Source organism: Rhizobium tropici CIAT 899, assembly GCF_000330885.1.
In the GTDB taxonomy this organism is placed as follows: Bacteria; Pseudomonadota; Alphaproteobacteria; order Rhizobiales; family Rhizobiaceae; genus Rhizobium; species Rhizobium tropici.
This window is the reverse complement of sequence record NC_020059.1, coordinates 3,735,373-3,748,010: the sequence shown is the minus strand read 5'-3', so window position 1 is coordinate 3,748,010 and position 12,638 is coordinate 3,735,373. Positions and strand designations below refer to the sequence as shown.

Below are 12,638 nucleotides of genomic sequence, written 5' to 3'. Positions count from 1 at the left end.
ATGAATGATATGGAACTGAGAGCGGTATCTGTCTTGAAGCAATTGGGCTGGACCACTGTTCCTGAGATGACAGGTGACGCCGTTGTTTTCAGAAAAAGCGGCGACAATGAGCTCCAGGCTATTCTTCAGCTTCGGCAACTTCCCAACGAAAAAATTATGACACTGATCATATCTTCTGGTTTGAGCGTCTATTCGGAGATAGTTGAGAAAATAGCCGGTCGAGAGCCCAGACATATGTGGCTTTATCAACGAAATATATTGAAGCGGAAGACCGAGTTTTGCGATACGGATATTGAAGAAGCGAGCAATGAGGCCCTTGCTTGGTGGGTGGAACAAGACAATCTTTCAGCAATCAAGGCACTCGCTGCGCCACCACCCGATACTGGTCAACCTCAATTGAAGCATTTGGCTGCTCTCGCTTATCTGGGCGATTTCAATACCTTGATTGACTATCAGCAGATATTCCGCAAGGGGAAGCGGCTAAATTTTGTGCCGATGATCACGCCAGAGATGATTGATCGCGCAGTCGATATTGCAGCTGAGAGGGCGTGAAACTGGAAAATGGCCTTTGAGTAGCAAACGTGCAGAAAATCTAAATAAGCCTAGTTTTTAGTCTGAGGTTTGCTGTTGGTAGATTGTTGAAGGCACAAGACCTATCCTAACGGAATGCCCTTCTATCACACTACAACTCCAGGGCCCACAAAATGACCAGACGCTTTGATCTCAAAAAGCTGCAACCGTTGATACAGTACCTCCGTGATAAGGAGTGGTGCGAAGTAAAAACCGATAACGGTAAAGCCCATGAGGTTTCGATTGGACACTGCTAACTTCATAAGTCAGTTTGTCGAATATTTCGAAGAGCAGGGCTGGTTCTCGCAGCATGGTAAACGCAAGAACTTCTGGACCGTTTCGCGTGATTTCGATGGGTCGAGTGTCCGATTGGTCACCAATAACAGAAGCGTATTGGCCCCAACTTTGAATCCAAAAGTCCGCGTTGGCCCGTTTTTGACAAATGCTCTGTTCAGCAAAATTGAGAAAGAAATATTCCAAAATAAAGCTAAATTTCAGGCGGTTGCTTATACGGAGGTTGCAAAGGCAATTCCAGAACACGACGAAGAATATTCAGAACTGTTCAAAAGTATTCTTCGAGAGATCGAGATTTGGGGCCAAAATTTGAATCTTCAAAACTGCATACATGAACTCGCGATCAAAGGCGTCCAGATGTTGGCGGAGGTCAATTACGACATTTGACTGCGCTAGCGTATCTTGCAGATTTCACTACTTTAGTCGATTACCAAGAAATATTCCGCAAAGGGAAGCGGATGAACTTTGTGCCGATGATTACGCGTGAGATGATCGATCGGGCAGTCAATATCGCAGCTGAGCGGGCGTGAAGCTGGAGAATAAGCGTCTAGTTACCCTTCAGGTTCAGATGCCGAGCGCTGGGTGAGCGGTTTGCGCCTATCGTTACAATCGTCTTTGCCACGCGCGGTTTCATCGCCTTCCTGCTTTTCCCGCTCTTTTGCCTCGGCGGCATTGGCGCGGCCCGCGCTGCTGCCGTTGATGACGAAACGGGTGCGTGCGGATGCGCAGGGGCGCCTGCAAGGAATGCTGACCTGCCTGATGAGCCTTGCCTCCATGATCGCGCCCTGGGTGATCAGCGAGACCTATTTTGCCTCAAGGCATATCTTTCCCGGCTGGTCTGGGTTCTCGGTGCTTCGCTCTATCTTCTCTGTATGCCGGTTCTGTTCACAAACGGGGCTCAGGCAGATCGACCGAGGAAAGGAGCGGGGCATCACCAAGGAGAGCCGCACTGAGCGGCATCCCAGTCGGTGATATAGAGGAAGGAGGTGAACAATCGATCCATGCGGGGCCGGATAAGAGCCGCCGGTTTGTCCACGGTCAGTTGACGGAATCGTCCGGATCGGGATCCTTGACCTTGGTGAAGAGGCTCTTCAGCGCACTGGTCTTCGCCTTCGTAGCCTTGTTGGCCTTGATCGCCCGTGTCGCGGCCTTGGCCTGTTCCAGCATCATCTCGATCTGGATCTGCTGGATTTCGGTCAGGCGCTCCCATTGGCGATTGAGGAGGTGGTCGACCTTTTCGTGCAGGTGGCGGATTTCCAGTTCGGCCTTCAGGTTGACCTTGTAGTCATTGAGGGCGCGCAGGCGATCCTTCTCTTCCTGGCGGCGCTGGCTCATCATGATGACGGGCGCTTGCAGTGCGGCGATCGTCGACAGGACGAGATTGAGAAGAATGAATGGATAGGCATCGAAGGCCTGCTTTTCGCCCATGACGATGTTGACGGCCATCCAGACGGCGAGAAACAGACAGAAGGAAATGATAAAGACCCAGCTGCCGCCGAAGGACGCGACGCCATCCGCCATGCGGTCGCCGATCGAACGGTGGTCCTCGTAATCCTCTTCGATGTTTTCGGCCAGCGTATCATGCGTCTTCAGGCTTTCGACGACCTCGTCCTCGAGGTTGGAAAGCTCGCCGCGCTCCACCGTCAGCAGCTCGGCAATATACTGGGCGCGGTAATCGTCCATGACCTTGCGGCTGATATAGTCGTCCGCGCGAAGCTCCGGATGCTTGAGCCGCATGAAATCCGCCAGCGAGGGGCGGAGGTCATCGACATGGACGGCATCTTTTTTCTTGAGCACCTGACCGGTGATGGCGTCGATCAGCTTGACGGACTTGGCCTTCGCCTGCGCGAGACTTTTGGTATAATCGTCCATCTCCACAACGGTTGGGCTCTCGCCCTCGCCCGCGTCGAAATCGACGATACCTTCCGCCGGCTCAAAGGTCTTCGTTTCTGTCATCTAAGGGGCCTTCTTTGACGTTTTCTCGCTCATTTAGCCAATAATGCGAACAGGAATATGACTGTTCGAAGACAGGGGATATTGCGACCGATACAGGCCGCTATCTCCCATCTGCAACTTTACTCTTCCATTTGCTCCCGGCAAAATTCTAGCGCCATTATCCTAAGCAACGGCAAACACCGTGCGCCGTCCTTGCGATCCGTTGCGCCGAATTTTGCCGGGACCTCCAAAAACAACCGTTCCGCGCGATTTCTTAAACGTTTTCAAAAGCGTTACGTGTTTCTGCAGGAATTTCTACCGATTCAATCAGGTTTTGATTTTTCACCCCTTGACCAGGGCCGGCCGACTTCTATTTGCCGCAGTGCAACAGACATTCGTGAGAGCGAATAAATGTTAAGGTTTCAATGAATTATCGGCAGCGGGTTGGGGGCCTGTCGTCGCGGATCTTTTAAAAGAGTGGAAAGGATCGCTATGCACAATCCCCCGGCAGAGGACTTGGAGTCCATCGCCCGGCAGGGCGGCCGCTTCAAGCGTATGGCCGTCAGGATACCGACTTACCTGACCGATCTCAAAGAGAATCCAGCCTGGCTGCCTATGTTCCTGTTGGCCAGGACCCTGCCGTTTCGGCGCATCCATTGGCTGGCCACCAGGCAGCCCGTCAGGCTTCCGGTTTCCGGCGCCTCGATGTTTGCCGGCGCCGATCGCAGCGCCATCGTCAAGGCCCTGCGGAATGATGGCATCTATCCGAGCCTGATGCTGCCGGACCATATTCATCGGGAAATCGCCGAATTCGCTGCCCACACCGCCTGCTTCGGCAATTTCAACAGGAAGCTCGAATTTGTCGCAAGCGAACACAGGCAAGCGGAGGGTCGTTTCGGACGGCCGCTTCTGAGCGGACACTTCTTCGAGCGCTCGCTCGATTGCGAGGCTGTCATGGCGGTCCAGCGCGATCCGCTGCTGATCGATGTCGCCCGCCAATATCTCGGCGGGCAGGCCAAGGTAATCACCACCCGCATCTGGTGGAGCTTCCCGACGCAGGCTTCCGAGGCCGACAGAAGCCTCGCCTCACTCGACAAATACCACTTCGATCTCGATGATTGGCGGATGCTGAAGTTCTTCTTCAATCTCGTCGACGTTGATGAGGGCACCGGCCCGCATGTCTTCGTCAAGGGAAGCCACAAGCGCCGGCGCGTCCGGCATCAGCTGACATTGCTTGTGGGGCATCCGGCCAAGGAGGTGCTCGATTATTATGGGCAGGCGAACGCGCTGACGCTGACAGGCAAGGCCGGCTCCGGCTTTGTCGAAGATCCCTTCGGTTTCCATATGGGCACCGTACCGACGCAGAAGCCGCGGCTGATGATGGAGGTGGGTTTCGGGGTCTCGAAGCCGTCGCACCGCCGTTTCCACGGCGAACCGGTCCTGCGCTAGAGCACGCCGCGCGAAGTCCACTGCGGTTTCGCAACAACGACAGGCGCAAAATCAAAACGCGCATTTAGCTGGCATCATGGAGCGCCTTTTATAATTGGCGCTCCCGTCTGACCGATCTCAGGCCGAGCGGCTGAACCGTCTGGCAATCAGATGGTCGAGCGCGATGCGCCCCGGCCCGCCCGCGATGATTACCAGAAAACAGGTTGCCCATGTGCCATGCGTTGGCCAGGCATCGGGATAGACGAAAATCTCGATGACCAGGGTCATGCCGAGCAGCGCCAGCGCCGAGAGCCGGCTTGCGAAACCGATGACGAGCAGGAACGGGAAGAAATGCTCGCTGAAGGCGGCAATATGCGCAGCGATCCAGGGATCGACCAGCGGCAGCTTGTATTCCGTCTGAAAGAGATAGACGGCATTGTCGGTCACATGCCAGCCATCGACCTTCGTCTGGCCGGATTGCCAGAAGACCGCGGCGATCGACAGCCTCGCAACGAGCGCGATCAGATCGTGCGGGATGCGGTCGAGAAGTTTCAGGGCGCCGCAGAGCCTTCGGGGCACGGTTTCGCGTTCGTCCGGGGCGGCCGTCATCATCTGGTTCTGCATCTTCATTCCTCTTGGCGTTCAGCGAATGGCCATGAAAGCGCCTGCCGTGAACGCACCGGCGAGGTTGGCGGAAAGATCGAAATTGGCGGCTTCGGCGAGAGCCCTCTCATAGGCCTCGCCAAGGGCGGCGCCCGAAAACAGCTCTTCCAGAAAGGTTGCGCCACCCGGCGGCAAGCGATGCACCTCGACAATCATCTGCGGGCGGATGACGAGAGCATCCTCGCCCGTCCAATCGTCGATATCCGCAAGCTCGATTTCGCCGGTGTTCATCGCCCATATGGTGACGGCCGGATAGGTGGAACGTGCGATCGAGGCAGAGGGGTGCGGCACGAAAGTCAGCTCCGCCAGGCCTGCCGGCTCGATGGTCGCCACGAGCGCTGCATCGAGCGGCACGGCATCCACCGCGTGATACGCCCGCCCTCGCAGCGCCTCCAGCCGCATGACATCGGCCAGATAGGGGATTTCCCGTGTCGGTTCGAAACTTTCAATGAAATCGGGGAAATCATCGCCATAGGCAAGCAGCAGCGGCGATCGCGGCGGATGCAGGCGGATGAACTCATGCGCCGTGGCGGCGAAGAATTCCTCACCGACGATCCTTTCCGCTGCCGGAAAACGCGAGGAGAGCGCACCGATCAGGCCGATGGCGACGTTGTTGCGATAGACGCCGAAACGCCGTGCGGGCCGTGAGCCGTTCCAGGCCGTCAGTCCATCGGGCACCGCCAGAGCGGGATCGATGAGCGCTGCGGCGAATTCGCTTTGCGTGGAAAAAGACATCCAACCCTCCTCAGGCTGCCCGGCGTGCGGCAGCGCGCTTCAGGATGGTGTCGGCCGCTTCGGCCTCGGCCCTCAAAACCGGCCATTCCGGCACGTCGTTATCCCACTCTACCAGGCTGGCAATCGGCCCGGTGCGGCCGATCAGCTCTTCATAGAGCGCCCAGACAGGATCTTTCACCGGCGTATCGTGGCTATCGATCAAAAGTGGCGCACCTGAATCGTCGATAGTCTCCGAATGGCCGCTCAGATGGATCTCGCGCACCCATTGCACAGGAAAGCGCTCCAGATAGGCCCGCGCATCCATGTGATGATTGGTGGCGGCGACGAAGACATTGTTGACGTCGAGCAGCAGGCCGCAGCCCGTGCGTCTGGCGACTTCGGCGAGAAAATCCGTTTCCTCGATCGTGCTTTCCTCGAAGAGCAGGTAGGTAGCCGGATTCTCGAGCAGCATCTGGCGACCGAGTATTGTCTGCACCTGATCGATATGGGTGCAGACCTGCGATAGCGTCGCTTCGGTATAGGGGAGGGGCAGGAGATCGTTGAGAAAGGTCGTATCGTGCGTCGACCAGGCGAGGTGCTCCGAAAAGCTCTCCGGCTCGTAGCGATCGCAGACGATCTTCAAGCGGGCAAGATGATCGCTATCCAAAGGTAGCATCGAGCCGATGGAGAGGCCGACGCCATGGACGGACAAGGCATAGTCTTGGCGCAGCCTCCCGAGCTGGGCATGCGGCGGACCGCCGGCCCCCATATAGTTTTCGGCGTGGACTTCGAAGAAGCCGATCGGCTGCGCAGCCGCATTGATCGCGGCAAAATGTTCCGGCTTGAAGCCGACGCCGGCGTGGCGGGGAAGTTCTGACGGTTTCATTGCGGGCCTCCGGGTTCGGGCAATTCCAGCAAAGTTACGAAGCGGTTTGCGTTCGGAAGGGGGGCGGCGCCTGTGAAAGGCTGCGCCGCCCACGTGTTTACGCTGTCTTGTCAGACCGGGGCCGGCCCCTGCATCAGGGTGCCGTGGCCGTTCGGCGTCGTGATCGTCTCGCAGGTTCCGGCGGGAACCAGCTTCCACGAGTTGCGCTGATAGTCGACCTTTGACGTGCCGGCGCAGGTCGTGCCGGGGCCGGCGGCGCAATCGTTCTGACCCTTGAGGGCGACGCCGTAGCATTTTTCCTTGGCATCGGCGGCAGATGCTGTCGTTGCGCCGGCAATCAGCGTCACTGCGGCTGCGACCGAGGCGGCCAGGGCGAGTGCGGACATCTTGCTCATGACAAACTCCTTACGAGAGATGATTGACGATCAATCCGGTTTCGGATCAGGCCGGGGTCAGCGAGCCGTGGCCCTTCGGGGTCTTCATCGAGGTGCAGCTACCCGTGGGAACGAGCTTGAAGGACATCTTGTCGTAGCTCATGGTCGACTTGCCGGCGCAATCATGCTTGCCGGCGGCGCAATCGTTCTGGCCCTTGAGGGCGACGCCATAGCATTTTTCCTTGGTATCGGCGGCCGAAGCAGGGACGGCGACGGATGCAAGTGCCGAGGCGATCGAGCCAGCAATGGCCAGGGTGAGGATGCTGTTCTTCATGGATCTGTCTCCTAGTTGGATGCGAGCCGTCATTGGCTTGCATCGAGGTCTACGGAGCGTCTCGATCGGATGTTACAGCCGCATCGGAATTTTTTCGAGATGGCGTCATTTATACTGTGCCGGCTATCTGCTGCGGCGGGCAATAGCCGAGCAGGTGTGGCGATGAGGCTGGAATGTGCATGGGTAGCGGACGCATCCGCCGGAGAATCTGTCGCGGAGACGAAAAGGCTTGAAAAATAGTTGCCGTTGCCGGTAACGAAAGCTTGCGGTCCCGCGTAGAGGAGATGTCGGATGAATCATTCGGCGCGCGAAGAGGAATGGGCAGTCTGGATGCGCGCCGCCATCAGCGGCGATGCGCAGGCCTATCACCGTTTCCTCACCGCTGTGACGCCGCACCTGCGCGCCATGGCGCGCCGGCGCTGCGACCAGCTAGGCGCGCCGGTAAGCGAGGCCGAGGATGTGGTGCAGGAAGTGCTGCTGGCCATCCATCTGAAGCGCGGCACATGGGATTCATCCCGCCCGATCGGACCTTGGCTGTCGACGATCGTGCGCAACAAGCTGATCGACAGCCTGAGGCGGCGCGGGCGGCATACGAGCGTACCGATCGACGACGTGATCGATTTCCTGGAGGCGGAAGTGCATACCGACGCCTTGGACCGGTTCGATGTCGATCGTATGCTGGAGCTGCTGAAAGACCCGCAGAAGACGATCGTGCGCTCGATTTCCGTCGAGGGAAGCAGCGTGCGGGAAACGGCGGGCCGGCTGAAGATGACGGAAGGGGCGGTGCGCGTGGCGCTGCACCGCGCGTTGAAGGCGCTTGCGGCTTTGTATCGGAGTGAGACCAGTGAAAACCGATGACCTCATCAATCTTTTGGCGCAGGACGCGCCGGTCCGCACGCGGATCGGCAAGGCCCTGACCATGGCGGTTATCGCGGGCATCCTCATCAGCGGCGGGCTTTTCTTCGCCGCGATCGGCTTTCGTGCCGATATCGATACAGCGATGGAGACCGTTCGCTTCCTGTTCAAGTTCGTCGTGACGATCGCACTTGCCACAACAGCCTGCGCCGTCGTCTTCCGCATCGGGCGGCCGGGCGTTTCACTACGCCTGTGGGGCTGGACGCTGCTTTTGGCGCCCGTCCTGCTGCTTGCCGCCGCCGCTGTCGAAATGGCCGTCATGCCGGCCTACAGCTGGAGTGCGCGGATGATCGGGCACAATGCCCGCTTCTGCCTGACACTAATCCCGCTGCTGTCGATCGGGCCGCTTGCCTGCTTCCTGTTTGCCCTGCGCCAGGGCGCGCCGGAAAAGCCGGGTATTGCCGGCGCCGTCGCCGGCCTTGCCGCCAGCGGCATCGCGGCGACCTTCTACGCCTCCAACTGCACGGACGACAGCCCACTTTTCGTCCTGCTCTGGTACCCGATCGCGATCGCCATGGTGACGGCGGTCGGATATGTCCTCGGCAGGCGCCTGTTGCGCTGGTGAAATAATCAATCCTAAACTTCCACCAGGGGCCATCATCTTGAGCATCGACGGGGCTCCGCCAAAAAAATGCATTTGCCTGCGTTAAACTATTTGCATCTGCGACGAATTCTATTATAGAGGCCCAGCCTTCACCGCGAACGGTTTTATCGCCTGGCGGTCGTTGGGGAATAGTTCAATGGTAGAACGACGGACTCTGACTCCGTTAATCTTGGTTCGAGTCCAGGTTCCCCAGCCAATTTCAAGCTTCCCTATTCGAGTGAGCACGTTTGTCTCACTCCCTGGGGCAAATATCCGTCTTCCCGATGATTGCAATCCTTTCGCAGAAGAAACTACTCCTTGTAGTTAGATTTGACTTGGCTTGAATTTTGTCCCGACAATTTAGCCGTATGATTAAATGGAAAGGTTTTCGATGACGATATTGGTTTCAGGTGGAGCCGGGTTTATTGGCGGGAACTTTGTCCTTGACTGGCTTGAGAGACATGACGAGACGGTCGTCAATCTGGACAAGCTGACCTATGCCGGCAATCTGGATACGCTGAAGGGGTTGAAGGGTGATGATCGCCATGTGTTCGTGCATGGCGATATTGGCGATCGCGAGCTGGTGAGCGATTTGCTGTCGATGCACCGGCCGCGCGCGGTCATCAATTTCGCAGCCGAAAGTCATGTCGATCGCTCCATCCACGGTCCCGGCGATTTCATCCAGACGAATATTGTCGGTACCTTCAATCTGCTGGAAGCCGTGCGCGGCTATTGGGATGGCTTGCCGGACGGGGAGAAGCAAGGCTTTCGCTTTCTGCATGTCTCGACGGATGAGGTCTATGGCACGCTGTCGCAGGATGATGCACCGTTCAATGAGGTCAATCGCTATGAGCCGAACAGCCCCTATTCAGCCAGCAAGGCGGCCTCCGATCATCTTGTGCGGGCGTGGCATCATACTTATGGCCTACCTGTCTTGACGACGAACTGCAGCAACAATTACGGACCTTACCATTTTCCGGAAAAGCTGATCCCGCTGGTGATCCTGAACGCGCTTTCGGGAAAGAACCTGCCGATCTATGGCGATGGCCAGCAGATCCGCGACTGGCTGTACGTCCGAGATCATTGCAGCGCCATTCGCCGCGTCCTGGAAGTCGGCAAGCTCGGTGAAACCTATAATGTCGGCGGCTGGAACGAGAAGCCCAATCTTGATGTCGTGCAGACGATCTGCGCCATCCTCGATGAGCTGAGGCCGAAGGCCGATGGCGGCCGCTACAGTGATCAGATCACCTTCGTTAAGGATCGGCCCGGTCACGACCGTCGTTATGCGATCGATGCCCGCAAGCTCGAGCGCGAACTCGGCTGGAAGCCCGCGGAAACCTTCGAGACCGGCATTCGCAAGACGATCGCTTGGTATCTCGAAAACCAGGACTGGGTCCGTAACGTCACCAGTGGTGCCTATCGTGAATGGGTCGGCAAGCAGTACGAGGTTGAGTTGTGAGCGCCATTCTGGTCACCGGCGCCAATGGGCAGGTTGGTTTCGAATTGCGGCGCTCCCTGGCGCCGCTCGGCACGATAAGCGCAGTGACACGCGCCGAAATGGATCTGGCCAGCGAAAGAAGCATCCTTGCCGCGCTCGACGAGCATAAACCCGGCATCATCGTCAATCCCGCCGCCTATACGGCGGTGGATCGGGCCGAGAGCGACAATGAGCTGGCCATGGCGGTCAATGCTACCGCTCCGGGGATACTGGCGCGCTGGGCGGCGGACAATGGTGCCTTGCTCATCCATTACTCCACAGACTATGTCTTCGACGGCACGAAAGCTGATCCCTATCAGGAAGAGGATGTGGTCAATCCGCAGTCGGTCTATGGCGAAAGCAAATGGCGTGGCGAAGAGGCGGTGCGCGCCTCCGGCGCACATCATGCCATTTTGCGCACCAGCTGGGTCTATGGTCATCACGGCAGCAATTTCCTGAAGACTATTCTTCGGCTGGCCGGTGAAAGAAGCGCACTGAACATCGTTGCCGACCAGGTTGGTGCGCCGACCTCGGCGGCATTGATTGCCGATGTCACACGCACGGTGATCGAGCGCATCATGGCCTCGCAGGCTCCAGGCGACCTCTCGGGGACCTATCATCTCACCGCACAAGGCAGCACCTCCTGGTATGGTTATGCCGCGCATATCGTTCGTGAGGCATTGGCAGCAAACGTTAGGCTTGCGCTGTCTCTCGATGCGCTGAAACCGATATCGACAGCTGAATACCCGACCCCTGCCAAGCGCCCGGCCAATTCGCGGCTGGATTGTCGAAAGCTGATGGATCGCTTCGATGTTGCGCTTCCTCTCTGGCAGGAGGGCGTCGATGACGTTCTGGCGAGATTGCGGGCTGCAGGGAATTGAAAACCGTAATTTTGCCGATGATTTCCGACCATGTCCTCCCGCCGGTGAGACAGAGGCAGATGCACTAAGGACGAGACGCAGGATCATGACGAAGGCACGCAAAGGAATCATACTCGCCGGCGGATCGGGAACACGGCTCTATCCGCTGACACTTGCGGTTAGTAAGCAGCTCCTGCCGATCTACGACAAGCCGATGATCTACTATCCGCTGACGACTTTGATGTTGGCGGGTATGCGCGAGATCCTGATCATCTCAACGCCGCAGGATACGCCTCGTTTCGAACAGCTGCTTGGCGATGGCAGCCAATGGGGCATAAAGCTTGACTATGCCGTTCAGCCCAGCCCCGACGGTCTGGCCCAAGCCTTCCTGATCGGCGAGACGTTTCTGGATGGCGCGCCGTCTGCCCTGGTTCTGGGAGACAACATTTTTTACGGGCATGATTTTACCCGATTGCTGCACGAGGCGAGCGCCAAGGAAACGGGGGCGACCGTCTTTGCCTATCACGTGCAGGACCCGCATCGCTATGGCGTGGTCGAGTTCGATCAGAGCGGCCGGGCGATCAGCCTGGAGGAAAAGCCGAAGATGCCGAAGAGCAATTATGCGGTCACCGGCCTCTACTTCTATGACGAAACCGTCGTCGACGTCGCTAAATCCATCCGTCCGTCGCCGCGTGGCGAGCTGGAGATCACCGATGTCAATGTTCACTATCTGCAGGCCGGACAGCTGGACGTGCAGACCATGGGCCGCGGCTATGCCTGGCTCGACACCGGAACGCATGAATCGATGCTGGAGGCGAGCCATTACATTGCGACGATCGAAAACCGGCAGGGCCTGAAGGTCGCCTGCCCCGAGGAGATCGCCTATCGCAGCGGCTGGATCAGTGCATCTGATGTCGAGGCGCTGGCGAACCCGCTGAAGAAGAATGCCTATGGGCAATATCTCCTTGGGATCTTGCGCGAGCAGATATTCTAACCTACGCGCTTTATGCCGCCGCTTCTCCCTCGCAAACAATCCGAACAGGACGACGAATGAAAGCCATCGATACCGCTATTCCCGATGTCAAGATTATCGAACCGACGGTGTTTGCAGACGATCGCGGCTTCTTCTTCGAAAGCTTCAATCAGGCGAAGTTCGAAGCAGCGATCGGCCGAAGTGCCGATTTCGTGCAGGACAATCACAGCCGGTCGGGCAGGGGTGTCCTACGCGGTCTCCACTATCAGCTGCCGCCGCATGCGCAGGCGAAGCTGGTGCGGGTTGTAGTTGGCGAAGTCTATGATGTTGCCGTCGACATCAGGAAATCCTCGCCCACATTCGGCCAATGGGTCGGCGTTCTTCTGTCTGCGGAAAACAAGCGTCAGCTCTGGATCCCAGAAGGCTTCGCCCATGGCTTCCTGACATTGAGCGACCATGTCGAGTTTCTCTACAAGACCACCAACTATTACGCGCCGGAGAGCGATCGCGGCATCCGCTGGGACGATCCGAAGATCGCTATCGATTGGAAATTCAATGGTCAGCCGACGCTTTCTGCCAAGGATCAGCGGCAGCCGCTGCTTGCGGATGGCGAGCTATTCGATTGATATGGC

General features: G+C 57.7%; 17 protein-coding genes and 1 tRNA gene. 12 read left to right on the top strand and 6 right to left on the bottom strand.

Annotation, left to right across the window (positions count from 1 at the left end; translation table 11 throughout):
* From RTCIAT899_RS18240 to RTCIAT899_RS33115, 4 genes are all read left to right on the top strand, one after another.
* The gene (locus RTCIAT899_RS18240; protein WP_041677736.1) at nt 1-552 is read left to right on the top strand and encodes a DUF6990 domain-containing protein; all 552 of its coding nucleotides are present in this window, start codon (nt 1-3) and stop codon (nt 550-552) included.
* A gap of 261 nt (nt 553-813) precedes the next feature.
* Nucleotides 814-1,251 (top strand): hypothetical protein, encoded by a 438-nt coding sequence (locus RTCIAT899_RS18235; RefSeq protein ID WP_135488249.1) that lies wholly within the window; start codon nt 814-816, stop codon nt 1,249-1,251.
* On the top strand, nt 1,248-1,394 hold the full coding sequence (locus RTCIAT899_RS34580) for a DUF6990 domain-containing protein (RefSeq protein ID WP_376766896.1): 147 nt from the start codon (nt 1,248-1,250) through the stop codon (nt 1,392-1,394). Before RTCIAT899_RS18235 ends, RTCIAT899_RS34580 begins: the two co-directional genes overlap by 4 nt.
* 52 nt (nt 1,395-1,446) lie before the next feature.
* Nucleotides 1,447-1,836 carry a hypothetical protein gene (locus tag RTCIAT899_RS33115; RefSeq protein WP_135488248.1) on the top strand — a complete coding sequence of 130 codons (390 nt, stop codon included), beginning with the start codon at nt 1,447-1,449 and terminating at the stop codon, nt 1,834-1,836.
* Nucleotides 1,837-1,902: 66 nt separating this feature from the next.
* On the opposite strand, the gene RTCIAT899_RS18225 is transcribed toward RTCIAT899_RS33115, so the two are convergent.
* Nucleotides 1,903-2,820, bottom strand: coding sequence for a DUF1003 domain-containing protein (locus RTCIAT899_RS18225; RefSeq protein WP_015341710.1), 918 nt, complete (start codon nt 2,818-2,820; stop codon nt 1,903-1,905).
* Between the two features lie 471 nt (nt 2,821-3,291).
* Here RTCIAT899_RS18225 and RTCIAT899_RS18220 point away from each other — a divergent pair, with 471 nt between their 5' ends.
* A complete protein-coding gene (locus RTCIAT899_RS18220) occupies nt 3,292-4,248 on the top strand; it encodes a phytanoyl-CoA dioxygenase family protein (RefSeq protein WP_015341709.1) in 957 nt (318 codons plus the stop codon).
* 117 nt (nt 4,249-4,365) lie between these two features.
* Here the strand turns inward: RTCIAT899_RS18220 and RTCIAT899_RS18215 are convergent, their stop codons facing one another.
* The 5 genes from RTCIAT899_RS18215 to RTCIAT899_RS18195 form a co-directional block, all read right to left on the bottom strand.
* The gene (locus RTCIAT899_RS18215; RefSeq protein ID WP_015341708.1) at nt 4,366-4,851 is read right to left on the bottom strand and encodes a DoxX family protein; all 486 of its coding nucleotides are present in this window, start codon (nt 4,849-4,851) and stop codon (nt 4,366-4,368) included.
* 18 nt (nt 4,852-4,869) lie between these two features.
* A complete protein-coding gene (locus RTCIAT899_RS18210; protein WP_015341707.1) occupies nt 4,870-5,625 on the bottom strand; it encodes an HvfC/BufC N-terminal domain-containing protein in 756 nt (251 codons plus the stop codon).
* A gap of 10 nt (nt 5,626-5,635) precedes the next feature.
* A complete protein-coding gene (gene bufB / locus RTCIAT899_RS18205; RefSeq protein WP_015341706.1) occupies nt 5,636-6,490 on the bottom strand; it encodes an MNIO family bufferin maturase in 855 nt (284 codons plus the stop codon).
* Nucleotides 6,491-6,600: 110 nt separating this feature from the next.
* Complete coding sequence (locus RTCIAT899_RS18200; protein ID WP_015341705.1) at nt 6,601-6,885, bottom strand: BufA1 family periplasmic bufferin-type metallophore; 285 nt, start codon at nt 6,883-6,885, stop codon at nt 6,601-6,603.
* A 46-nt stretch (nt 6,886-6,931) separates the two neighbouring features.
* Nucleotides 6,932-7,198 (bottom strand): BufA1 family periplasmic bufferin-type metallophore, encoded by a 267-nt coding sequence (locus RTCIAT899_RS18195; protein WP_015341704.1) that lies wholly within the window; start codon nt 7,196-7,198, stop codon nt 6,932-6,934.
* 291 nt (nt 7,199-7,489) lie between these two features.
* Here RTCIAT899_RS18195 and RTCIAT899_RS18190 point away from each other — a divergent pair, with 291 nt between their 5' ends.
* The 7 genes from RTCIAT899_RS18190 to rfbC all read left to right on the top strand — a co-directional run bounded on the left by RTCIAT899_RS18190 (nt 7,490) and on the right by rfbC (nt 12,632).
* A complete protein-coding gene (locus tag RTCIAT899_RS18190; RefSeq protein WP_015341703.1) occupies nt 7,490-8,056 on the top strand; it encodes a sigma-70 family RNA polymerase sigma factor in 567 nt (188 codons plus the stop codon).
* The gene (locus tag RTCIAT899_RS18185; RefSeq protein ID WP_015341702.1) at nt 8,043-8,678 is read left to right on the top strand and encodes an NrsF family protein; all 636 of its coding nucleotides are present in this window, start codon (nt 8,043-8,045) and stop codon (nt 8,676-8,678) included. Before RTCIAT899_RS18190 ends, RTCIAT899_RS18185 begins: the two co-directional genes overlap by 14 nt.
* A gap of 161 nt (nt 8,679-8,839) precedes the next feature.
* Nucleotides 8,840-8,913: transfer RNA gene (locus tag RTCIAT899_RS18180), tRNA-Gln, on the top strand.
* A 174-nt stretch (nt 8,914-9,087) separates the two neighbouring features.
* Nucleotides 9,088-10,155, top strand: coding sequence for a dTDP-glucose 4,6-dehydratase (rfbB, locus tag RTCIAT899_RS18175; protein WP_015341701.1), 1,068 nt, complete (start codon nt 9,088-9,090; stop codon nt 10,153-10,155).
* Nucleotides 10,152-11,054 (top strand): dTDP-4-dehydrorhamnose reductase, encoded by a 903-nt coding sequence (rfbD, locus tag RTCIAT899_RS18170; protein ID WP_015341700.1) that lies wholly within the window; start codon nt 10,152-10,154, stop codon nt 11,052-11,054. The genes rfbB and rfbD overlap by 4 nt, the downstream gene beginning before the upstream one ends.
* An 85-nt stretch (nt 11,055-11,139) precedes the next feature.
* Nucleotides 11,140-12,027 (top strand): glucose-1-phosphate thymidylyltransferase RfbA, encoded by an 888-nt coding sequence (rfbA, locus tag RTCIAT899_RS18165; protein ID WP_015341699.1) that lies wholly within the window; start codon nt 11,140-11,142, stop codon nt 12,025-12,027.
* A gap of 56 nt (nt 12,028-12,083) precedes the next feature.
* On the top strand, nt 12,084-12,632 hold the full coding sequence (rfbC, locus tag RTCIAT899_RS18160; protein WP_015341698.1) for a dTDP-4-dehydrorhamnose 3,5-epimerase: 549 nt from the start codon (nt 12,084-12,086) through the stop codon (nt 12,630-12,632).
* Nucleotides 12,633-12,638: the final 6 nt, after the last annotated feature.

What these genes read in the sequence shown, in the direction of transcription:
- RTCIAT899_RS18240 (WP_041677736.1), top strand. Translation starts at nt 1, where the DNA reads ATGAATGATATGGAACTGAGAGCGGTATCTGTCTTGAAGCAATTGGGC.
- RTCIAT899_RS18225 (WP_015341710.1), bottom strand. Translation starts at nt 2,820, where the DNA reads ATGACAGAAACGAAGACCTTTGAGCCGGCGGAAGGTATCGTCGATTTC.
- RTCIAT899_RS18220 (WP_015341709.1), top strand. Translation starts at nt 3,292, where the DNA reads ATGCACAATCCCCCGGCAGAGGACTTGGAGTCCATCGCCCGGCAGGGC.
- RTCIAT899_RS18215 (WP_015341708.1), bottom strand. Translation starts at nt 4,851, where the DNA reads ATGCAGAACCAGATGATGACGGCCGCCCCGGACGAACGCGAAACCGTG.
- RTCIAT899_RS18210 (WP_015341707.1), bottom strand. Translation starts at nt 5,625, where the DNA reads ATGTCTTTTTCCACGCAAAGCGAATTCGCCGCAGCGCTCATCGATCCC.
- bufB (WP_015341706.1), bottom strand. Translation starts at nt 6,490, where the DNA reads ATGAAACCGTCAGAACTTCCCCGCCACGCCGGCGTCGGCTTCAAGCCG.
- RTCIAT899_RS18200 (WP_015341705.1), bottom strand. Translation starts at nt 6,885, where the DNA reads ATGAGCAAGATGTCCGCACTCGCCCTGGCCGCCTCGGTCGCAGCCGCA.
- RTCIAT899_RS18195 (WP_015341704.1), bottom strand. Translation starts at nt 7,198, where the DNA reads ATGAAGAACAGCATCCTCACCCTGGCCATTGCTGGCTCGATCGCCTCG.
- RTCIAT899_RS18190 (WP_015341703.1), top strand. Translation starts at nt 7,490, where the DNA reads ATGAATCATTCGGCGCGCGAAGAGGAATGGGCAGTCTGGATGCGCGCC.
- rfbB (WP_015341701.1), top strand. Translation starts at nt 9,088, where the DNA reads ATGACGATATTGGTTTCAGGTGGAGCCGGGTTTATTGGCGGGAACTTT.
- rfbA (WP_015341699.1), top strand. Translation starts at nt 11,140, where the DNA reads ATGACGAAGGCACGCAAAGGAATCATACTCGCCGGCGGATCGGGAACA.
- rfbC (WP_015341698.1), top strand. Translation starts at nt 12,084, where the DNA reads ATGAAAGCCATCGATACCGCTATTCCCGATGTCAAGATTATCGAACCG.